A 20,187-nucleotide genomic window follows, 5' to 3' on the forward strand; every position below is an offset into this window, starting at 1 on the left:
TTTTTTTGTACAAATAAAAATCAAATTAAATTGATTCTCTTTCTGCTTGCTTTTTTGCTCTTTTCTCTTTGTACATTTCCCAAGTAGCTCCTCCTACCCAATACGATACGAAACCTACTAAGAAAAACATCAACCAAAATCCCATTGTTAGGATGGTTAAGAAAAGTAAAAAGCCTAAATACTGTGAAAATTCAAACATGTTTTCCGGAATTTTTGAATGTAGCTACAAATGTAGCTGTTAATTTTTTTCTTAGCAATTAAAATGTTAATCAATTTTCATAAAAATCTATTTATTCGTACATTTAAGTACATTTTTATTTTTAGAAGCTATTCCTGCTGTCCACTGTATCTTTTGTGCCTTAAAGAAAGACACAAAAGGATGCCGCTCCCATGAGGGCTAGGGCACCAATTTTCATAGGAACTATTTTTCTAAAAATCATTTAATAAAAACCATCATGAACTACAGAATAGAAAAAGATACCATGGGCGACGTACAAGTCCCAGCCGATAAATATTGGGGCGCGCAAACCGAACGCTCTCGAAACAATTTTAAAATAGGACCATCGGCATCCATGCCCAAAAAAATCATAGCAGGTTTTGCCATTCTCAAAAAAGCAGCAGCCTACACCAATTGTGATTTGGATGTTTTATCAGCCGAAAAACGAGATGCAATAGCCGAAGTTTGCGACGAAATTCTAGCAGGACAACTCGACGATCAATTTCCTTTGGTCATTTGGCAAACCGGTTCGGGAACGCAAAGCAATATGAATGTCAACGAAGTAGTTGCCAATCGTGCACAAGTCTTAAAAGGATTCAAAATTGGCGAAGGCGAACCCTTTATCAAAGCCAATGACGATGTGAACAAATCACAATCGTCCAACGATACTTTTCCGACAGCCATGCACATTGCAGCCTATCAATCACTTGTCGAACATACGATTCCTGCCGCCGAACAATTACGAGATACGTTGCATTCAAAAGCAATAGCGTACAAAGACATTGTCAAAATTGGCCGCACGCATTTAATGGATGCAACGCCAATAACTTTAGGACAAGAACTTTCTGGATACGCGGCACAACTGACTCACGGCATAAAAGCCATAAAAAATACTTTACCCCATTTATCCGAAATTGCTTTGGGCGGAACCGCCGTTGGTACTGGTTTAAATACACCCAAAGGCTATGCAGTAAAAGTAGCCGAGTACATTGCTACATTTACCAATCATCCTTTTATAACTGCCGAAAATAAATTTGAAGCATTAGCCGCCCACGATGCAATTGTAGAATCGCACGGTGCCTTAAAACAATTGGCGGTCTCGCTTAACAAAATTGCCAATGATATTCGAATGTTAGCGTCTGGACCAAGATCTGGAATTGGAGAGCTTCACATTCCCGAAAATGAACCTGGATCTTCCATCATGCCCGGCAAAGTAAATCCCACGCAATGTGAAGCTTTAACTATGGTTTGTGCGCAGGTAATAGGCAACGATATGGCAATAACGGTTGGCGGAATGCAAGGACAATACGAACTCAATGTTTTTAAGCCCGTTATGGCAGCCAATTTTTTACAGTCGGCAGAATTGTTAGCCGATGCCTGCAACTCTTTCAACGAGCATTGCGCCAGCGGCATCGAACCGAATGAAAAACGAATTAAAGAATTGGTATCCAATTCTTTAATGTTAGTTACCGCCTTAAACACAAAAATTGGCTATTACAAATCGGCCGAAATAGCACAAACCGCTCACAAAAATGGAACCACGCTAAAAGAAGAAGCCGTTCGCTTGGGTTATGTAACAACAGAACAATTTGACGAATGGGTAAAACCCGAAGATATGGTTTAGAAACACCTTCTCTAAAAATGAACTACAACAATCCTGCAAGGTTTTTTTAAACCTTGCAGGTATTACATTTATAGATAAAATAAAAAATCTTTAATTTTTAATCCACGAGAACTAATTTATAACGTAGATTAAGCCGACTAAAAGATTGAATAAATAAGTTTTCTAACAACAGTGCAAGCATTTTTAGACTTGTTCGTATTTCAGTTTTAGAGATAAGCTAAACTAGTTTTAAGTATGCTAAGATAATTCTGTGAAATTTGCTAGAACTGCGTAACATTATTTTTCTCAATCTATATTTTATACGCACAAGATTAAAAAAAACCTAGCAAGAAATAGAAAAGTTTACTGCTCTAAACTTTGAAGCTTTATCCCTCTGAAACTTTAAAGCTTTAAGCCAATACTCTTAAAAAACTTTCCGTAGCGAAGAATTACGAATTAAAAACTCCGCTTCCAGAATAATTTTATTCAGCGTTACTTTTTTCTCTGGAAAATTAATTCGATCCAAAAAAGCCAAAGCAGCTTGTTTCCCTATTTCGGCGCTGAACTGATTAATAGTCGAAATAGAAGGCCTCATAATCGAACTGAAAGGCTCGTTGCCAAAACCAACCAATGCTATTTCTTCTGGCACTTTTATTCCATTCTCTAACAAAACTTGCAAGGCGCCTAAAGCCGCATTATCGCTGGCAGCATAAACAGCATCTGGCCTATTGTCTCTCTTCAATAAATCGGTCATTATGCGTCTACCATCTTCAATTTGTAAATTACTTTCAATAATTAAATCGGGTTCAAAAGACAAATTAAATTTTTGCAGTGCGTCCTTAAAACCTCTAATTCTATTGTTATAAATTCGGGTGTGACTGGGGCCAGTTATATGCGAAATTTGCTTGTATCCTTGTTTTACTAAATGTTCGATGATCATATAACTGCAGTGATAATCATCAATACCAACATAATCTACCTCCAAATCATTTTCTCCACGATCAAAAAGTACTAATGGGACACCATTTTCTTTTATCTTTTCATAATAACTAAAATCTACAGTTTCATTAGCTATTGAAGCTATGATACCGTCAACTTGAATATTGAGCAGCGCATCAATACTTTTACATTCTTTATCATACGATTCATTGGTTTGCGCCATAATTACATTATAACCACTCAAATTTAAAACGGCTTCGATGTTCTCGATAACCGATGCATAAAAATGAGTATTAACGCGAGGTACAATTAAACCAACCAAGTTGCTTTTCCCTTTTCGTAACGCACTAGACAAATAATTGGGTTGATAATTAAGAGATACCACCGCTTCTTGAACTGCTAATTTTGTTTTATCGCTTATTCTTGGATGGTTGCTTAAGGCTTTAGAAACTGCAGAAGGAGTTATTCCTAACAAGTTTGCAATATCTTTTATAGTTGTTTTCTTCTTTTTTTCCAATTATTTTTTACATTTGTTCAATCGATGGAACAAATGTAATTTCTTTTTTTTAAAAATTTAAGCAATTCAAAATAAAGTGATTACAGCATTGCAATTTAATTGAAGAGAATTAATAAATTCTTGCTTTTTTGAGACGATGTATCGACAAAGCCAAGTACAAATTTGAAATTGAAATAAAATGAAAAAAATAGTCACATTTGGAGAAATATTACTCCGCCTTTCGACAGAAAGACATTTGCGATTTTCTCAGGCAGACTCCTTCAAGGCAACTTATGGTGGTGGCGAATTTAACGTGGCAGTTTCTTTGGCAAATTATGGAATGAACACCGAATATGTGACGCGAATTCCGGATAATGAAATTGGAAATTGTGCGATAAAAGAAATGCGAAAATTAAATGTGAGCCATAACAATGTATTATTAGAAGGGGATCGAATGGGAATTTATTTTCTCGAAACAGGAACGAGTACGCGTGCAAGTAATATCGTTTACGACCGTGCCAATAGTTCCATGGCCACGTTGCAAAAAGGAATGTTCGATTGGAAAACAATCTTAAAAGACGCCTATTGGTTTCATTGGAGCGGCATCACTCCCGCCCTATCTGAATCTACAGCAGAAGCCTGTTTGGAAGCAATTGAGATAGCACATGAGATGGGAATTACCATTTCAACCGACTTAAATTACCGCTCTAAATTATGGAAATACGGTAAAAATCCCAATGAAATAATGCCGAAAATGCTACAATATAGTACTGTAATTCTCGGTGATCTTACTACCGCTAATTTTATGTTAGGTTTGCCCGATGTAAATCCAGATTATACAAATTTAGACTCTTTACCTCAATTATATCAAGCTCTTTTTGTGCATTGTCCTAACTTAAAATACGCAGCGACTACATTGCGTTATTCCTTGAGCGCTTCGCACCAGCGCATTGGTGGTATTTTATACGATGGAAAAAAACTATACAATGCCGAGGCCCAAGAGGTAACTCCGGTAGTTGATCGCGTAGGCAGCGGCGATGCTTTTATGGGTGGATTAATTTATGGATTGAATGAAAAACCACTAAACGAGCAACGCGCACTAAATTTTGCGGTGGCAGCTTGTTGCTTGAAACATACTATTTCGGGAGATTATAATTTAGTGACCAAGGAGGAAATTGAAAAATTAATTGGAGGTGATTTTTCAGGAAAAGTATCACGTTAAAAAATAAAAAATGGCACAATTTACACGAATAGAAGTAGCGCAAACAATGAAAGATAGCGGAATGATTCCGTTGTTTTACAGCAATGATATTGAATTAAGTAAAAACATTTTAAAAGCGTGTTACGATGGTGGCTCACGTTTAATGGAATTTACCTCGCGCGGTGATTTTGCGCACGAAATATTTGGCGAATTAACGAAATATGCTATCAAAGAATTACCCGGAATGATTATGGGAGTTGGTTCTGTAACCGATGCTGCTGCGGCTTCTTTATATATGCAATTAGGTGCTAACTTTATCGTGACACCTGTTTTAAGAGAAGACATTGCTATTGTATGCAATCGAAGAAAAGTATTGTGGTCGCCAGGATGCGGAACCTTAACTGAAATTGCAAAAGCTGAGGAACTGGGTTGTGAAATTGTTAAACTTTTTCCGGGCGATTTATATGGTCCAGATTTTGTAAAAGGCATTAAAGGTCCACAACCATGGACATCAATTATGCCGACAGGCGGCGTAAATCCGACTGAAGAAAATTTGAAAGAGTGGTTCACTGCTGGTGTTACTTGCGTAGGTATGGGTTCGCAATTGATTACTAAAGAAATTATCGCTCAAAAAAATTACAGTGCATTGACTCAAAAAGTGAAAGAAGTTTATGATATTATTGCCAAGTTTAAATAATTTATTAGTGAATTTGTAGTTAAAAATCCTCTTTATGAGGATTTTTTTTTGTCTAAAAGCAGTGCAGTTAATACGCTGGAATAGAAAATCAATTAAAACAAATAACCACAGATTAAAATGATTCTCACAGCTTATATTTTTTAAAAAATCTATTTATTCTTTTTAAATCAGCGGCGAAAGGTTTCTTTGCGCAACGATTTAGTAAACTATAACAACAATCTACAAAGAAATTTACGCATCATTTTGTCATTCTAAATAAATTGCTGACATTTGCGTCTGACATTAACGTCAGACGTTTATGAAAACAAATACAAAATCGATTGAAGAGCAAATAAGTACAGCCGCGTTTTCTGTTTTTATAGAAAAAGGATACGAGCGCGCTAAAATGCAAGAGATTGCAGATGCCGCAGGAATTAGCAGAACGGTTTTGAATTATTATTTTCGAAGCAAACATATACTGTATCAAAAAATAGCCAAATCTATTATCAAACAAGCATTGCCAAATATGCTTAGTATTTTAAATAGCGATTTGAGCTTTAATGAAAAGATAAAAAGTTTCGTTGCTACTTACATCGATCTTGGTATAGAAAATCCTTTTATTCCGCAGTTCGCTATTTCTGAAATGAACAATTTGGGTCCTGCTTTTTTTACCGAATTATTAGAAGGAAATGTGCCCAATATCGATCCATTTTTAAATCACGTTAGAGCAGAGATAAAGGCTGGAAATATTGTAGACATTGACCCGATGCAGATCTACATACACACAATTTCTCTTTGTGCCTTTCCTTTTTTGGCCAAGCCTTTACTAATCTTTATTTCGCATGTCGAAGAACAAGAATTCCTAAGACTAATTGAAGAACGAAAAACAGAGGTTGTACGACTTTTATTAAACGGTTTAAAAAGATAATATTTATTATTGAAGCACTTTCAATTATGAGAAAAATAATAACAATTGTATTCCTTTTCAACCTTGCTTTTAACGCTACTGCACAGCAACTTGATTTACAAACCTGTCTGGCAAACGTCAATAAAAATTATCCTTTATTGAAACAAAAAGACATTGAAAAAGAAATTAATTCGATTGCCATAACCCGCAACAATGCACAATGGTTGCCGCAAATTTCGGTAAAAGGGCAGGCTTCTTACCAATCTGATGTAACTTCTTTTAATTCGGGCGTAGCTGGTTGCGGAATGAATCCCATTAGCAAAGACCAATACAAAGCATATCTTGACATAAATCAGACGTTGTACGATGGCGGAATGACCAATATTAAAAACGACTTGCAAGAGTTGTCAATGCAGGTAAATACAAATGCAGTTGAAATTGAAATCAGGAAGATTCGACTTCAAACCCAAAAATTTTTCTTTACTGCATTGTTAGCACAAGAGAATGCAACTGTTTTAGAAACCAGTAAAGTAGAAATTAGCGAACGCATTAAAGTACAAGAAGCGGGACTGAAATTTGGCACAGTAAGGCAAAGTCAAATCGATATTTTGAAAGTGGAACTGCTAAAACTAGATCAAAATTTAATTCAGAATCACTACAATAAAAAAGCGGCTTTAGCAGTAATTTCATTATTTTCTGGACTTGAAATTAATGACAGTACCAACTTAGAAACGCCTGCTGCAATAAATGCAATCGAAAACGATTTTTCAAAAAGATTAGAATTTAAAAATTATGAAATTCAGAAAAACAGTTTAAATAAAAAAGAACAGTTATCCGCAAATGGTACTTTACCAAAGCTCAGTTTATTTGGTCAAGGCGGTTACGGAAGACCAGGACTCAATATGCTCAATGACGACTTTGACACTTTTTATATTGTGGGAGCGCGCGTCAATTGGGATATTTCTAGTTTTTATACCTTAAATAAAGATAAAAAAACAACTGAGTATGCGACAGAAAGCATTGAAGTGCAAAAAAAAGTATTGACGACAAACCTGCAAGCGCAAAAACTAAGTTTGGATGCGACTGTATCTCAATTAACTGAAATGATTGAAAAAGACAAGCAAATTGTTCTTTTAAGAAACAGCATTTCAAAAGTAGCTGCGGTAGAATTAGACAACGGAATTGCAACTGCTACAACTTATCTGATTGAGAAAAACGCAGAAACACAAGCCAAGCAAGCGCTTAAAATACATGAAGTTCAGCTGATTGCTAATCAATATGAAATTCAAAATTTAACTGGAAACTAAATCCAAATGCAATGAAAAAGTTATTTTCTCTTATTATACTTTTTGTTCTTGTAACGAGTTGCAAAAACAACGCGCCAGAATTTGACGCTTCGGGAACATTTGAGGCCGAAGAAACTATAATATCAGCGCAAGCGACTGGCGTTATCAAAGAATTACAGTTGGAAGAAGGACAAGAATTAAAAGTAAACCAATATATTGGGTTTATTGACAGCACACAATTGTACCTGAAAAAAGTACAACTTCAAAAGCAGATTTCCGCCTTATTAGAAAAAAAACCAAATATTAATGCGCAATTGGCAGCTTATAACGAGCAGCTGAGAACTGCGGTATACGAAAAAAACAGGGTTGCCAATTTGTATGAAGCTGGCGCAGCAACTGCCAAGCAAGTAGATGACAGCAAGGCAATAATTTCAGTTATTAACAAGCAAATTGAAGCCCAAAAATCGACTTTGAACATAACAAGAAGCGGTATGGATCAAGATGCAAACCCGCTGCGCATACAGATTGATCAACTGAATGACCAACTGGAAAAGTGCCAAATTATTAATGAAGTAAATGGTACCGTTTTGAGCAAATATACCGAGGTAAATGAAATGGCCACTCCTGGAAAACCGTTGTACAAAATAGCCGATCTATCCACCATTATCTTGCGCGTTTACATAACTGGCAACCAACTTCCTATCGTAAAATTGAATCAAGTAGTAACGGTAAGCACGGACGATGGAAATGGTGGGTTTCATCAAACCGAAGGCAAAATTATTTGGATAAATGACAAGGCAGAGTTTACGCCAAAAACCATTCAGACCAAAAATGAAAGGGCGAATTTAGTTTATGCCATTAAGGTCAAAGTAAAAAATGACGGGCGCTATAAAATTGGTATGTACGGCGAAATTAAATTTTAATCCCATGGATGATGTAATTGTAAATGGCATTACAAAAACGTACAACAAGCAAACGGTTCTAGCGGTTGATTCGGTTTCTTTTTCTGTAAAAAAGGGAGAGCTTTTTGGACTCATTGGTCCAGATGGTGCTGGCAAAACAAGCATTTTTAGAATCTTAACAACTTTATTACTTCCAGATCAAGGATCAGCAACGATCAATGGATTAGATACTACTGCAGATTACAAAGAAGTTAGAAAAAGAGTCGGTTACATGCCAGGGAAATTCTCCTTGTATCAAGATCTCACCGTCGAGGAGAATTTAAAATTTTTTGCTACTATTTTCAATACTTCAATTGAAGAAAATTATGATCTAATTGAAGAAATATACGGTCAAATAGCACCTTTCAAACACCGACGGGCCGGCAATTTATCAGGCGGAATGAAGCAAAAATTAGCCTTGTGTTGCGCTTTAATTCATAAGCCAACTGTTTTATTTCTGGATGAACCAACCACCGGTGTTGATGCAGTTTCAAGGAAGGAATTCTGGGAAATGTTGCAACGTTTGAAGCAGCAAGGAATTACCATATTGGTGTCGACGCCTTACATGGACGAAGCGACATTATGCGACCGAATTGCATTGCTACAATCTGGAAAAATAATGTCGATTGACACGCCCAATACTATTATTAAACAATTTTATGAAAAAATATTTGCCGTAAAAGGTTCTCAAATGAGTGCTTTGTTAAAAGAGTTAAAGGCACACGAAATAGTTCTAAGTTGCTATTCGTTTGGTGAATTTCATCATGTTATTTTTAAGAATGAAGCGCTAAATAATGTTGAAATATTAAGGCAGCATTTAGAAAGAAGTGATTACAATTCAATTGAAATAAAACAAATTGAACCAACTATCGAAGATTGTTTCATCAAACTAATGCAAGCGTAAAATGACAAACGAAGTAGTATTACATACTGAAAAACTGACCAAGCGTTTTGGTGATTTTATTGCTACAAATGAAATTAGTTTTGATGTTTACAAAGGCGAAATATTTGGGTTCTTGGGCGCAAATGGTGCGGGAAAAACAACGGCGATTAGAATGCTTTGTGGCCTATCTAAACCTTCGTCTGGTCAAGCTACTATTGCAGGATTTGATATTTATAAAGAAACCGAATCAATTAAAAAAAACATTGGCTACATGAGTCAGAAATTTTCGCTTTATGAAGATTTGACCGTGATAGAAAATATTCGATTTTTTGGTGGAATATATGGTCTGTCGTTCAAACAAATCAGAGAAAAAAGTAAAGAATTAATTGCAAAATTAGGTCTAACCGCTGAATCTAGAAAGCTCGTACGCGAATTACCGTTGGGTTGGAAACAGAAATTGGCTTTTTCGGTAGCGATATTGCACGAGCCTCAAATTGTGTTTTTAGACGAACCCACTGGTGGCGTAGATCCAGTAACTAGACGGCAGTTTTGGGATTTAATTTATGAAGCGGCAGATCGTGGGATAACCGTTTTTGTAACCACGCACTATATGGATGAAGCTGAATATTGCAACCGGATTTCGATGATGGTAGATGGAGTAATTGTTGCGCTCGAAACGCCAGAAAATTTAAAAAAACAATATCATGCGGCGTCAATGGACGATGTTTTTTTTGAACTTGCCAGAGGCGCACAACGAAAAGCCGATTAAATAATAGCGATATGAAAGAGTTTATTATTTTTATAAAAAAAGAATTTTACCACGTTTTTCGGGACAGCAAAACATTGATCATGCTTTTTGGATTGCCAATCACCATGATTACACTGTTTGGATTTGCCTTAACCAACGAAATTAAAAATTCTAAAATTGTAGTTTGCGATTATGCAAATGATGTGGCTTCGCGTGCCATTACTAACAAACTCGCCGCCAATTCGAGCTTTATTGTGGAACAATCAATAATGTCGCACCGGGAGGTTGAAGGCGCTTTTAAAACCGGTGAGATTAAATTAGCCATTATTTTTCCAGCCAACTTCAACAGGGATTTATCGCATCTCAATAAAGCACAAATTCAGATCATTGCTGACGCTTCTGACCCAAATACAGCAACCGCTTTAACCAATTACGCTTCGCAAATAATTATCAATTATCAGCAAGAGATTAATTCGAATCAGAAAATACCGTTTCAAATCATTCCAGAAATGCGCATGTTATACAATCCGGAATTAAAAGGCGCTCCTAATTTTGTTCCTGGCGTAATGGCATTAGTATTGTTGTTGGTTTGCGTATTGATGACTTCTGTTTCTATAGTTCGCGAAAAAGAAATGGGTACTATGGAAGTTTTACTCGTTTCTCCCCTCAATCCATTTTTGATTATAATTTCAAAAGCGGTGCCTTACTTTCTGTTATCCGTTTTAAACTTGATCATCATTTTAATAATGAGCGTTTACTTGCTAGAAATGCCCATCAACGGCAGCATTATTTTATTGATCTTTGAAAGTAGCTTATTTATACTGTGCGCCTTGTCACTCGGATTGCTAATTTCGACTTTGACCAATTCGCAACAATCGGCGATGCTTATTTCGCTGATGGGCATGTTAATTCCGACGATGCTATTGACTGGTTTTATGTTTCCTATCGAGAATATGCCACTGCCTTTGCAGTTTATGACCAATATAATTCCGTCCAAATGGTATTACATCATCGTAAAATCGATTATGATTAAGGGATTGGGAATTACGGCGATATGGAAAGAAACATTGATCTTGATCGGCATGACGGTGTTTTTATTATTTGTGAGTTTTAAAAAATTTAAAATCAGATTAGAATGAGAGTATTGTTTTTTTTATTGCAAAAAGAATTCAAACAAATTTTTCGGGATAAAGCTTTATTACCGATGATTTTTTTGGCGCCTATCATTCAGCTTTTGGTCATGCCTTTGGCGGCAGATTACGAAATTAAGAACATCAATATTGCTATTGTTGATCACGAGCATTCGACTTATTCTCAAAAACTAATAAATAAAATAACGGCTTCAGGCTATTTTGTATTGTCTGATTACGACAATTCATTCAACGGTGCCTTTGAGCAAATTGAAAGTGACAAAGCCGATTTAATTTTAGAAATACCAAAAAATTTCGAAAAAGACTTGAGTCGAGAAGGCAGTCAAAAATTATTCATTGCGGTCAATGCGATAAACGGCACCAAAGCCAATTTGGGCGGTGCCTATTTGGCCCGAATTATTGCAGACTTTAATGCTGAAATTCGTTTGGACTGGAGACAACAATCGATAGCTTCAAACACGCAAATTATAGAAATTGTGCCGTCCAATTGGTACAATCCATTATTGAACTACAGTTATTTTATGGTTCCGGGAATCCTCGCGACCTTGGTAACGATGATTGCGGTTTATATGTGTGCGCTAAACATTGTAAAAGAAAAAGAGATTGGCACCATTGAGCAAATAAACGTTACACCAATCAAGAAAATCTACTTTATTCTAGGAAAATTAATTCCGTTTTGGATCATTGGAAACGTGGTTTTTACCGTTGGCTTATTTATTGTCGCACATCTCATTTACGGCATTGTTCCGCTGGGCAGCGTGTTGTTACTATACGGATATTTGGCGGTATTTTTAGTCGTTATTTTAGGAATTGGTCTTTTAATCTCAACCTATTCTGAAACGCAGCAACAAGCCATGTCGCTCGCTTTTTTTTGTATGATGGTATTTATGTTAATGGGTGGCTTGTTTACGCCTATCGAAAGTATGCCTGAATGGGCTAAGATAATTGCCAATTTAAATCCAGTAACTTACTTTATCGAAGTAATGCGAATGGTTGTTCTTAAAGGAAGTCAATTTGCTGACTTAAAGAAGCACTTTTTAATTATGTTTGGTTTTGCACTCTTTTTTAATACTTGGGCCGTTTTAAATTACAAAAAGACCAATTAAAAAAAACGCATGTAATTACCAAACATATTAGTATAAGATGGTTTCACGCGTAAACGGTCTTAAAATAAAATAATTGCCAGAAAATTCACTTATACAAAATACTGACTTTCAAATCGATATAAAAAAAGCGTAACTTTTTTGATAATAATTCAAATTTATTCTTTGAAATCACATAATTATCCCTATATTTGCACCCGCATTAAGGCCTTGTGGCGCAACTGAATAGCGCACTTGATTACGGCTCAAGAGGTTACTGGTTTGAATCCAGTCAAGGTCACTACTCGGGACAAAAGAAAAATATCTTCTTTTGTCCCGTTTTTTTTTGCCCGTAATCTATTGTTTACCAGATAGATACAGTTGATAATTTCATTGACTCGGACGGTTTGGAATTTACTTTCTAGAAATGTGAAATTTTCAGGAAAAATTAAACCAATCATTTCCCTAGAATCGGCTAAAGCGCCATTTTCAAAGGCTTCACCGAGCTTTAAGAGGTTTTCCAGTCCTGAGTTCGTTAAGCACTCAATGTTCGATCTGTCGTCATCTGTATTTACAATTTGTTTTTCTATTTGATTGATAATAGCATTGTATTCGACTTTCATAAGATTATAATCTTCAGCATCTATTTTCTCAGTAACTAATAAATTTCTTGCAACCGATAATTTCTTTTCATACACTACAATTTGTTCTAGTGACTTCTTTTTTTCACTAGCGACTACACCAGTATGCTCTCTGTGGCCTTCAAGCAGAACTGCCATGTATAGTTTTTTAACAGCCTCTAAAGGTTTAAATTTATTTAGATGTTCTTTAAATATTTTATTAGCTATCTCTGCGTTTACTCTCCATTTGCAATCTTTATTACAATGATAATAGTAATAATATTTACTCCGTCCTTTGCACTTGCTTCCTGTTAACTTCTGACCGCACTGCGGACATAGAAAAAAACCTCTTAAAGGAAAATTTTCAATAGTTTTAATTTTTGGCCTGTATGTTCTTGCTTTACTATCAAGAACGTCTTGTACTCGATAAAATAAGCCTTCACTGATAATTGCTTCGTGTTGTCCATTAACCCATTTTGCTTCTTCATCTCTATACTGAGGAACCACTATTTTTCCGCAGTATAATGGGTTTCTAAGAATTATCCACAGATTACTTTTAGAAATAAGAAGTCCTTTAACTTTTGCCATTTGATAAATCGATTCCGTACTAAAAACATTTCTAGCAATCTGTTCAAATATCCAGATTAGTTTTGTAGCCTTATCGGGTACAATGGCAATATATTTTTTTCCATCCTCAGTTATTTTATTGGCATACCCGTAAGGAGCCATTCCCATGTGTCTGCCTTCTTTCTTGCCACGTCTCAGCCCTTGAAAGGTATTTAATGCTCTACGATCGTTTTCAACTTCGGGTGCAGCCAGATAAAAAGCAAGCATCATCTTATTTTCCGGCACGCTAAGATCAAGAGGTTGTTCTATAGCCTGCGGTTCAACACCCAGTTTTCTTAACAGATTGATCATTTGATAAGCATCCCCTGCATTACGGCTGAACCTGTCCCATTTCATAAAAAGAACTAGGTTAATTTTATTTTTGTATTTCTTTACGTCAACTAGAAATTTTTTCCATTGAGGCCTGTTAAAAGTCTTTGCAGAATGATCTTCATAAATTACATTACGTATTTGTATTTGGTTTATACTGCAATATTTTCGTAGCATTTCTTCCTGATTTCGTTGCGAAAACCCTTTCTCTGCCTGCTCATCGGTACTCACTCTTATATATAAATCTGCTATCTTATTCATTTTCTTTTATTTAAGCGTTTCAACACAGCGATATTAGCAATTATTCTCAAGAAATACAAAATTTCCTCTGCTTGTTCCAATGTCACCTCTAAACCCTCAGAATTAAGCATTTGTAATGCTTTTTCCGTGGTTAACTTTGAATTGCTATAGTCAATATCATTTTCCATAATTTTCATGTTTAAAAATTTAGTAAGGAAAATTATTATTAAAAGGGAAGTAAAAAACTTATTGAGGATATTTGGCATTCATTGGAAGCTTATTACCAACTTGACTTGATATTCGTGTAAACCTTCGTTAAAAATGGTTGTTTAACCTAAAATGAATTATTTATAAAATAATGCTATTTAACCTTTTTAGCCAAGATTATTCAAGCTGCAAATCTTGACAAAAACAAATAGAAAAATACTTGTATTTACAGCCTAAACTTGTATTTTTGCAAGCTAACTTTAACACTAAAAAACGATGAAGGATCTAGTAGCAAAAATAAATGCAGAAATTGAAGTATTCAAAACTGAATCGGATTCACTTATTGAAAAAGGTGTTAAAGCTGCTGGAGCAAGAGCTCGTAAATCGACTTTGGAACTTGAAAAATTTTTAAAAGAGTTTAGAAAAGTATCTATTGAAGAAGCAAAAAAATAATTCAATTTCCTTTACTTTATTTAAGCCTTCCAGAATTCTGGAAGGCTTTTTTATATTTTATTTTTCCTCATCAAAGTTATCTAAATAGGTGAAATCTTTTATTATCATACCATTTTCGATTGTCAAAATTGTGCAAATTGGCAACTCAAATTTTGAATTATCAGGAGCTGTTTCAGTCGATCTACATTCTACAACAATATGATTTTCACCCGATAAATAGGTTTGAATAACTTGGTCATGCAAATCTGGAAATATTTTGTTTAGTTCAGAATATTTTTTAAATATTTCTTTTCTGGTTTGTTTTACTATTTCTTTTGCCAAACTTGGGTCTTTAAATTCTGAATTTTCAAGGTCTTCTGTTTTATCCATTGAACGGAAATATCAAAAGGTGCTGTGTCATTTTCAGAAACAGTATTGTGTCCTAATTTAGGAAACAAAGTATATTCGAAAGGTTTGCCTTGCACTTTCAATGTATTTAATTGCTCTATACACAACTTTACGGGAATTTGTATATCCTTCTCTCCAAAGAGCCAAAGTCCAGGAATTGAAAGAGTATTCAGAGAAATTTTTGGGTCAGTTGCAACAAACTGATACTTATCTGGGTCATTTTTAGTATGTTCACGAGCATCTGCTTCTGTATGGTTTTCCCAAAAACTATTATTTCCATTTGTATAAAACTGAAATCGGAGTTGTTCTAAAGTTGTAATTGTAGGGCAACTAAATAAAACCATAAATTCTATTTGTGGATTTTTGCTTGCAGCAATTGGAATTATCCATCCTGCTTGACTGAAGCCAATTAACCCAATTGGTGTTTTTTTATCTTTTAAATAGGTTCGAAATGTTTTTACTGCTTCATTTGCATCGTGAGATAATAAATTAAGATTAGTAGTGTCTATATTATTGGTACCAACAGATGGCCCCACATAAACACCACCAGATTTTCCAACTCCACGTTTATCATAGGTTAATACAGCAATACCTTCTTTTGCAAGACGTTTTGCGAACTCCATTTCTCTTTTTACGGGGTCAGATCCGTGTACAATTACTACTGCTGCAACTATTTTTTTCGGAGTTAAAATTGAGCCTGCAAGAGTGATGCCCTCACTTTTAAACTTTACATCTTGGATAGTAAAGTCGATCGATTGTGAAAATATTATCTCTGGTAAAGAGATTAACAATAACCAAAGAAATAAGTTAGGAAAAAAGTTAATGTTCATTTTTTTGAATAAAAAATCGGGTTATTTTTCTGATTCTGAGGTAGCATTGCCTACAACTTTTATATATATGCTATACTGTGGCCTTATCCATCTACATATGATTAGACTGGCGAAATTTAATGACATATTATATTTTTGTGAAAATACTAAAAATAGTTTTACATCACCCTGTGTTTATACGAAAGCTAATTAATATTTACAAATAACTTTTTCTGATATCATTACTACTTAATAAACTCGTAGAGAGAACTTTTAGATTAATTATTCAGATTAGCAAATTGATATACATAAAATGTTTATTTTACGGAAAACCGTAATTTATTAACAAGAATTTGGATAACTTCGACATTAATTTAAAGAATTGCATTTAGGTGCACGCTTTCATAAAAAAAAACATGAGAATAGCAATATTAATAATGTGGATTTCATTTGTATCCTTTTCTAAGGCGGAGACAAATGTTTACATCTGCGGAAATAAAGGGGCTAAAAAGTACCATTATAAGGAAAACTGTCGTGGCCTTTCAGCTTGTACACAGGGAGTTAAAAAAACTGGCTTGACTCAAGCAAAAGGATTTGGACTAACAATTTGCGGCTGGGAGAATTAATTTATGCAGCTACCTTTCTCTCTTAACCTCTCCACTCCCCAACTCGCTGCAGCTTTTGGAAGTACTTCAGCGACCTATAAATTCTATTGGCTAATTGCTGTCTTAGAATCAGTAGAGAATGGAAATAATAGTATTAAAAAAAGAGCACTTTTCTCAAGAATGATCGCCAATGCTTGGTATACTGTGAATTATTTCAAAGTGTCCTTTGGAAAGCAAGATCTAATTCAAAATGCAGTACAGCAGCTACTACACTTAGAAAATCTCACAATAGACATCGGCAAAGACAAGCTGTTGGCTATTTTAGAAAATTCCAACAATCTTAAAACAGCACTGATATTAAATCATTTCAATAAGAATGTGCCACATTGGTTCTTGTCTCCTTGGTTTCCAAAAACAAAAAATGAAAATGACAGTGAGTACAAAAAAAGAATCTATGGATCCTCACAAAATTTTGACAACAACTGTTTGTATGCATTGCATGATGATCTAATTACAATCAACTCCGACTGGATTCCGTATTTGCAATCCAATGCAAGAATTTTAAAAGATTTCTGCTATTGGAATTTGGCATTGTTTCTACAATCTCGAAATCCAAACGTTCCAGACATTCCAAATAAGCTGATAAAACCAGCGATCAGAGGAACACTTTCAAATCAAAGGAAAAAGTATTGGGATATTGTATTCAAAGAATTGGGAACAGTAAACTGTATATTTACAGATACTAAATTGACAATAGAAAACTTTGCAATTGATCATTTTGTACCCCATGCTTTTGTATCTCATGATTTGATTTGGAATTTAATTCCTATCGACAAAAAATTCAACTCCTCTAAAAGTGATAAGTTACCTTCTATTGAAATGCACTTCGATGCGTTTTTTGAAGTACAAAAATCTGCTTATGAAATAGTTAGTTACCATAATCCCAAAAGTAAATTATTGGAGGATTTCTTAACTATTTATCCTGTTATAAAAGATGCTAATGATTTTGAATATACGAGATACAAAGACTGTATGCAACCATTAATCACTATTGCACACAATAACGGCTTTGGGTATCTTTAGGCAGCTTAGCATTTCATATTCATTGATTTTTTTTATTTATTTTCACATTATTATCGCTAAAAAACGTGATAATTTAAAGCAACTTAAATATCTTGCAGCAAATTGAATTATCGAAAAGAATTAAAATAGATTTTTTATCTTTCCCCCTATTTTAGGGCAAGAAAATTTGACGTGTTTTAAAAGCTATGAAGTAATACTGTTGAAAGAGATGCCAAAAAAGTAAGAGTATTATTTATGATGAGTATAAAAGCACCAAATGGTTTTCCTAAAATTGCATTATGCCGTATAGTTCATGCAAAAAGTGGTTTGTTTTTTAATGGTTATGATAAATATTATAATTCTTCAAAAGGAAAAAACACTCTATCCGTAACAAATTATGAAAGTATTTTTTGTGCAAATAAAGAAGAAAAAGAAATCTTAGTAGAAGTTTTTGAAGGAAATATTGTTGTTAAAAATGATAAAGAATATATTAGGAATGTAATTGTATATGCAGGTAGCGAAATACACAAAATACTTGCTGAATATTATACAGAATATGAGTATTTACCAATAGAAGATTTTAAGATTAAACGTGTAATAAATATGTAATTTATGGATATAGTTAAATTTAAAGTCAGTTCTAAAACCATTAAAATTGAAGTGCGTAATACCAATAATTATGTGTTTGATTTTAATAAAGCTGTAGAAATGGAGAAAGATGATCGAGAAGTGTATTGAAATTATAAACTGCTTTAGATTTACTATTTAGAAAAGAAAATGTGATTGGAATAAAAAATCAAATTTCGCCAAATCAAACCAATATACTCGACCAAATAAATGAGGTACGAGAGTTAGAATAAATTGTGGAATATTTTTCCAATAAAACATTATATACTATGTAAAGTATCCAAAAATAGACGAATTTTTACATATCATTTTACCTAATATTTATTACTAAAATTTAGTCATTAATTAAAAAGACATGAGAAGAAAATAATTTAAACCCTAAGCTACTATTAATATAAAAATTCCTAAGTTGTGAATCTTTGTAAATCAAAAAGTTCTTTACATTTTGCAAGCTTAATTTCTCAAGATTTTCTGTACTTTTTGCAGTAACCTTTTTATATATTTACATTTTAACAACATTTATTTAAATTTAAAAATCAATTATTTCAGGTTATGTTAAATACTTCAAAATTATGATGAAGAAAATTCCATAAATATTAAAAAACATGCAAAAAAGATCAAACTTAATTTATGCCAATTTAGAAGATTTAGAATTAGATATTAATAATCCTCGCTTTGGTGAATTGTACAATGGTAGTAAAAATGAAGAGGATTTAATTGAATATCTACTTTTTGAAGAAGCTGCAGAAGAAATTGCTAAATCAATTGCTCATAGAAATGAATTTTATGAAGATAAAGCTCTATGGGTCATAAAAAATTCTGCGGGGAAATTTACAGTTCGGGACGGAAACAGAAGATGTGCAGCTGTCAAAGCACTTCAAATGCCTGGAAGATTCAAACTTTCAGAATCAAAAACACCTTTTGCACAATTACCAGTTTATGAATATACAGATGAAGACGAACTAAAATCAAGAATTGGTGAGGAACATGCTGCATCACTTTTTCGTAGTTGGGAACGTATTGCAAAAGCTCTACAAATACTTGATTTAGCAAATACTGGAAAACAGGATGAAATGAATACTTTAGACTCTCGACCTGGAGATTTTATAAAACTAGGCTCTTTTTATAAAGAAGCCGTTAAATATGGGGGAGATGAATTTCGAAAACAAATAAGACGAGGTCGTGGAAAAACGGGAGGTAAAACTATTATTTATGAGCGTTTATTTCGGGATGCTAAAGTGTGTGGATATAAATTTAAAAACTCGCCAACTTTTAAGATAGAAATTACCGATACTACAAAATTTAAGTCTTACATTAGAGCCTTAGTGAAATATATAGAAACTTTTCCTGAAACAAAAACCTCAGATATTGATGGTGATAAAAGCTTTATAAAAAGACTTAAAGATTACGGGTTTGATATTAATCAAAAGAATGCTCCTGACCCTACACGTTCAGCGACAATACCTTCAGCGACAATTACAACTCAAGGAATTAGAGCACCAACAGGAGCAACTATCTCAAGCGCAGCTATCTCACCGGTATCAAATAGCACAAAAGGCAGTGGTGGTACCCCCGCATCGAGCATTACCTCTCCAATCTCTGCTTCCGTAACAGCTACGACACCTATTGCTTCAAAGCGAGGTACAGTAAAACAATATCCTGATATTAAAAGAAAGCAATTTCCTCTGGGTCTTAAATCAAGAATAGACGAATATTTTGAAATAGATAGTTCTGAGATGCCTAATGCAAAAGTAGCAATGGCTCGGGTAACGTATGAGTGTGTTCTAAAGTATGTCGTGGAGAAGACAAAATCTGGAGCAATAATCTTTAGTAATAGCGGACATTTTGGCTCGGCATACTCACGAAGACCGCATACAAATTTCGATGAAATGAATAAAAAATTCATAGAATTGATAATAAACACTGGTATAGCCCAAGCATTTAGAAATTTTGAATTTGATAAAATGCACCAGACAATTCATAACTATCACGTTTCTTCTAAATCGATTGATGCTGATCAAATTAAAATGAACTTAATTATATTATTAGAATTTATGTTGCAAGATGTGGATGATTTATTAATTTCGCTTGATATTTCAAAAATTCGATAA

22 protein-coding genes and 1 tRNA gene are annotated in these 20,187 nt (G+C 34.2%); 17 read left to right on the forward strand and 6 right to left on the reverse strand.

The annotated features are described in order from the left end of the window. Positions 1-25: 25 nt before the first annotated feature. Positions 26-199 carry a hypothetical protein gene (locus AP058_RS16860; protein ID WP_157492641.1) on the reverse strand — a complete coding sequence of 58 codons (174 nt, stop codon included), beginning with the start codon at positions 197-199 and terminating at the stop codon, positions 26-28. A 256-nt stretch (positions 200-455) separates the two neighbouring features. Between AP058_RS16860 and fumC the strand changes: the two genes are divergently transcribed. Beyond that, positions 456-1,841 carry a class II fumarate hydratase gene (fumC, locus tag AP058_RS07540; protein WP_066308705.1) on the forward strand — a complete coding sequence of 462 codons (1,386 nt, stop codon included), beginning with the start codon at positions 456-458 and terminating at the stop codon, positions 1,839-1,841. Between the two features lie 403 nt (positions 1,842-2,244). Here fumC and AP058_RS07545 read toward each other — a convergent pair whose 3' ends face one another. Further along, on the reverse strand, positions 2,245-3,276 hold the full coding sequence (locus AP058_RS07545; RefSeq protein ID WP_066308708.1) for a LacI family DNA-binding transcriptional regulator: 1,032 nt from the start codon (positions 3,274-3,276) through the stop codon (positions 2,245-2,247). A gap of 178 nt (positions 3,277-3,454) precedes the next feature. On the opposite strand from AP058_RS07545, the gene AP058_RS07550 reads away from it, so the two are divergent. From AP058_RS07550 to AP058_RS07595, 10 genes are all read left to right on the forward strand, one after another. Then, positions 3,455-4,477, forward strand: a complete 1,023-nt coding sequence (locus AP058_RS07550; RefSeq protein WP_066308711.1) for a sugar kinase — start codon at positions 3,455-3,457, stop codon at positions 4,475-4,477. A gap of 10 nt (positions 4,478-4,487) precedes the next feature. Beyond that, on the forward strand, positions 4,488-5,153 hold the full coding sequence (locus AP058_RS07555) for a bifunctional 4-hydroxy-2-oxoglutarate aldolase/2-dehydro-3-deoxy-phosphogluconate aldolase (RefSeq protein ID WP_066308713.1): 666 nt from the start codon (positions 4,488-4,490) through the stop codon (positions 5,151-5,153). 298 nt (positions 5,154-5,451) lie between these two features. Beyond that, positions 5,452-6,060 carry a TetR/AcrR family transcriptional regulator gene (locus AP058_RS07560; protein WP_066308715.1) on the forward strand — a complete coding sequence of 203 codons (609 nt, stop codon included), beginning with the start codon at positions 5,452-5,454 and terminating at the stop codon, positions 6,058-6,060. A gap of 26 nt (positions 6,061-6,086) precedes the next feature. Beyond that, on the forward strand, positions 6,087-7,346 hold the full coding sequence (locus tag AP058_RS07565) for a TolC family protein (protein ID WP_066308718.1): 1,260 nt from the start codon (positions 6,087-6,089) through the stop codon (positions 7,344-7,346). Positions 7,347-7,357: 11 nt separating this feature from the next. Beyond that, complete coding sequence (locus tag AP058_RS07570; protein ID WP_066308719.1) at positions 7,358-8,248, forward strand: HlyD family secretion protein; 891 nt, start codon at positions 7,358-7,360, stop codon at positions 8,246-8,248. Positions 8,249-8,252: 4 nt separating this feature from the next. Next, complete coding sequence (locus tag AP058_RS07575) at positions 8,253-9,170, forward strand: ABC transporter ATP-binding protein (RefSeq protein ID WP_066308918.1); 918 nt, start codon at positions 8,253-8,255, stop codon at positions 9,168-9,170. A gap of 1 nt (position 9,171) precedes the next feature. Further along, a complete protein-coding gene (locus AP058_RS07580) occupies positions 9,172-9,918 on the forward strand; it encodes an ABC transporter ATP-binding protein (RefSeq protein ID WP_082706604.1) in 747 nt (248 codons plus the stop codon). Positions 9,919-9,929: 11 nt separating this feature from the next. Then, the gene (locus AP058_RS07585) at positions 9,930-11,036 is read left to right on the forward strand and encodes an ABC transporter permease (protein WP_066308721.1); all 1,107 of its coding nucleotides are present in this window, start codon (positions 9,930-9,932) and stop codon (positions 11,034-11,036) included. Further along, complete coding sequence (locus AP058_RS07590; protein WP_066308722.1) at positions 11,033-12,154, forward strand: ABC transporter permease; 1,122 nt, start codon at positions 11,033-11,035, stop codon at positions 12,152-12,154. The genes AP058_RS07585 and AP058_RS07590 overlap by 4 nt, the downstream gene beginning before the upstream one ends. A 203-nt stretch (positions 12,155-12,357) precedes the next feature. Further along, positions 12,358-12,431, forward strand: a tRNA-Arg gene (locus AP058_RS07595). Here the strand turns inward: AP058_RS07595 and AP058_RS16650 are convergent. Beyond that, positions 12,397-13,947 carry a recombinase family protein gene (locus AP058_RS16650; RefSeq protein ID WP_082706605.1) on the reverse strand — a complete coding sequence of 517 codons (1,551 nt, stop codon included), beginning with the start codon at positions 13,945-13,947 and terminating at the stop codon, positions 12,397-12,399. The two genes, AP058_RS07595 and AP058_RS16650, sit on opposite strands and share 35 nt — an antisense overlap. After that, positions 13,944-14,114 (reverse strand): hypothetical protein, encoded by a 171-nt coding sequence (locus AP058_RS07600; RefSeq protein ID WP_197413389.1) that lies wholly within the window; start codon positions 14,112-14,114, stop codon positions 13,944-13,946. The genes AP058_RS16650 and AP058_RS07600 overlap by 4 nt, the downstream gene beginning before the upstream one ends. Positions 14,115-14,409: 295 nt before the next feature. On the opposite strand from AP058_RS07600, the gene AP058_RS07605 reads away from it, so the two are divergent. Then, positions 14,410-14,586 carry a histone H1 gene (locus tag AP058_RS07605; protein ID WP_066308726.1) on the forward strand — a complete coding sequence of 59 codons (177 nt, stop codon included), beginning with the start codon at positions 14,410-14,412 and terminating at the stop codon, positions 14,584-14,586. A 57-nt stretch (positions 14,587-14,643) separates the two neighbouring features. Here the strand turns inward: AP058_RS07605 and AP058_RS07610 are convergent, their stop codons facing one another. Continuing rightward, on the reverse strand, positions 14,644-14,907 hold the full coding sequence (locus tag AP058_RS07610) for a nuclear transport factor 2 family protein (RefSeq protein ID WP_197413390.1): 264 nt from the start codon (positions 14,905-14,907) through the stop codon (positions 14,644-14,646). Continuing rightward, complete coding sequence (locus tag AP058_RS07615; RefSeq protein WP_066308734.1) at positions 14,892-15,803, reverse strand: S9 family peptidase; 912 nt, start codon at positions 15,801-15,803, stop codon at positions 14,892-14,894. Before AP058_RS07615 ends, AP058_RS07610 begins: the two co-directional genes overlap by 16 nt. Positions 15,804-16,198: 395 nt before the next feature. Between AP058_RS07615 and AP058_RS07620 the strand changes: the two genes are divergently transcribed. The 5 genes from AP058_RS07620 to AP058_RS07640 all read left to right on the forward strand — a co-directional run bounded on the left by AP058_RS07620 (position 16,199) and on the right by AP058_RS07640 (position 20,187). Beyond that, positions 16,199-16,408: a hypothetical protein gene (locus AP058_RS07620; protein WP_066308735.1), complete on the forward strand. Its 210-nt coding sequence runs from the start codon at positions 16,199-16,201 to the stop codon at positions 16,406-16,408. A gap of 3 nt (positions 16,409-16,411) precedes the next feature. Beyond that, a complete protein-coding gene (locus tag AP058_RS07625; protein WP_066308736.1) occupies positions 16,412-17,470 on the forward strand; it encodes an HNH endonuclease domain-containing protein in 1,059 nt (352 codons plus the stop codon). A gap of 234 nt (positions 17,471-17,704) precedes the next feature. Beyond that, positions 17,705-18,058 (forward strand): hypothetical protein, encoded by a 354-nt coding sequence (locus tag AP058_RS07630; protein WP_157492642.1) that lies wholly within the window; start codon positions 17,705-17,707, stop codon positions 18,056-18,058. Between the two features lie 3 nt (positions 18,059-18,061). After that, positions 18,062-18,187 (forward strand): hypothetical protein, encoded by a 126-nt coding sequence (locus AP058_RS17215; RefSeq protein ID WP_255357083.1) that lies wholly within the window; start codon positions 18,062-18,064, stop codon positions 18,185-18,187. A gap of 494 nt (positions 18,188-18,681) precedes the next feature. Then, the gene (locus AP058_RS07640) at positions 18,682-20,187 is read left to right on the forward strand and encodes a hypothetical protein (protein WP_066308741.1); all 1,506 of its coding nucleotides are present in this window, start codon (positions 18,682-18,684) and stop codon (positions 20,185-20,187) included.

Source organism: Flavobacterium sp. TAB 87 (assembly GCF_001529295.1).
GTDB lineage: Bacteria > Bacteroidota > Bacteroidia > Flavobacteriales > Flavobacteriaceae > Flavobacterium.

What these genes read in the sequence shown, in the direction of transcription:
- AP058_RS07570 (WP_066308719.1), top strand. Translation starts at nt 7,358, where the DNA reads ATGAAAAAGTTATTTTCTCTTATTATACTTTTTGTTCTTGTAACGAGT.
- fumC (WP_066308705.1), top strand. Translation starts at nt 456, where the DNA reads ATGAACTACAGAATAGAAAAAGATACCATGGGCGACGTACAAGTCCCA.
- AP058_RS07555 (WP_066308713.1), top strand. Translation starts at nt 4,488, where the DNA reads ATGGCACAATTTACACGAATAGAAGTAGCGCAAACAATGAAAGATAGC.
- AP058_RS16860 (WP_157492641.1), bottom strand. Translation starts at nt 199, where the DNA reads ATGTTTGAATTTTCACAGTATTTAGGCTTTTTACTTTTCTTAACCATC.
- AP058_RS07550 (WP_066308711.1), top strand. Translation starts at nt 3,455, where the DNA reads ATGAAAAAAATAGTCACATTTGGAGAAATATTACTCCGCCTTTCGACA.
- AP058_RS07620 (WP_066308735.1), top strand. Translation starts at nt 16,199, where the DNA reads ATGAGAATAGCAATATTAATAATGTGGATTTCATTTGTATCCTTTTCT.
- AP058_RS17215 (WP_255357083.1), top strand. Translation starts at nt 18,062, where the DNA reads ATGGATATAGTTAAATTTAAAGTCAGTTCTAAAACCATTAAAATTGAA.
- AP058_RS07580 (WP_082706604.1), top strand. Translation starts at nt 9,172, where the DNA reads ATGACAAACGAAGTAGTATTACATACTGAAAAACTGACCAAGCGTTTT.
- AP058_RS07615 (WP_066308734.1), bottom strand. Translation starts at nt 15,803, where the DNA reads ATGAACATTAACTTTTTTCCTAACTTATTTCTTTGGTTATTGTTAATC.
- AP058_RS07565 (WP_066308718.1), top strand. Translation starts at nt 6,087, where the DNA reads ATGAGAAAAATAATAACAATTGTATTCCTTTTCAACCTTGCTTTTAAC.
- AP058_RS07630 (WP_157492642.1), top strand. Translation starts at nt 17,705, where the DNA reads ATGATGAGTATAAAAGCACCAAATGGTTTTCCTAAAATTGCATTATGC.
- AP058_RS07625 (WP_066308736.1), top strand. Translation starts at nt 16,412, where the DNA reads ATGCAGCTACCTTTCTCTCTTAACCTCTCCACTCCCCAACTCGCTGCA.
- AP058_RS16650 (WP_082706605.1), bottom strand. Translation starts at nt 13,947, where the DNA reads ATGAATAAGATAGCAGATTTATATATAAGAGTGAGTACCGATGAGCAG.
- AP058_RS07560 (WP_066308715.1), top strand. Translation starts at nt 5,452, where the DNA reads ATGAAAACAAATACAAAATCGATTGAAGAGCAAATAAGTACAGCCGCG.
- AP058_RS07600 (WP_197413389.1), bottom strand. Translation starts at nt 14,114, where the DNA reads ATGGAAAATGATATTGACTATAGCAATTCAAAGTTAACCACGGAAAAA.
- AP058_RS07605 (WP_066308726.1), top strand. Translation starts at nt 14,410, where the DNA reads ATGAAGGATCTAGTAGCAAAAATAAATGCAGAAATTGAAGTATTCAAA.
- AP058_RS07590 (WP_066308722.1), top strand. Translation starts at nt 11,033, where the DNA reads ATGAGAGTATTGTTTTTTTTATTGCAAAAAGAATTCAAACAAATTTTT.
- AP058_RS07585 (WP_066308721.1), top strand. Translation starts at nt 9,930, where the DNA reads ATGAAAGAGTTTATTATTTTTATAAAAAAAGAATTTTACCACGTTTTT.
- AP058_RS07640 (WP_066308741.1), top strand. Translation starts at nt 18,682, where the DNA reads ATGCAAAAAAGATCAAACTTAATTTATGCCAATTTAGAAGATTTAGAA.
- AP058_RS07575 (WP_066308918.1), top strand. Translation starts at nt 8,253, where the DNA reads ATGGATGATGTAATTGTAAATGGCATTACAAAAACGTACAACAAGCAA.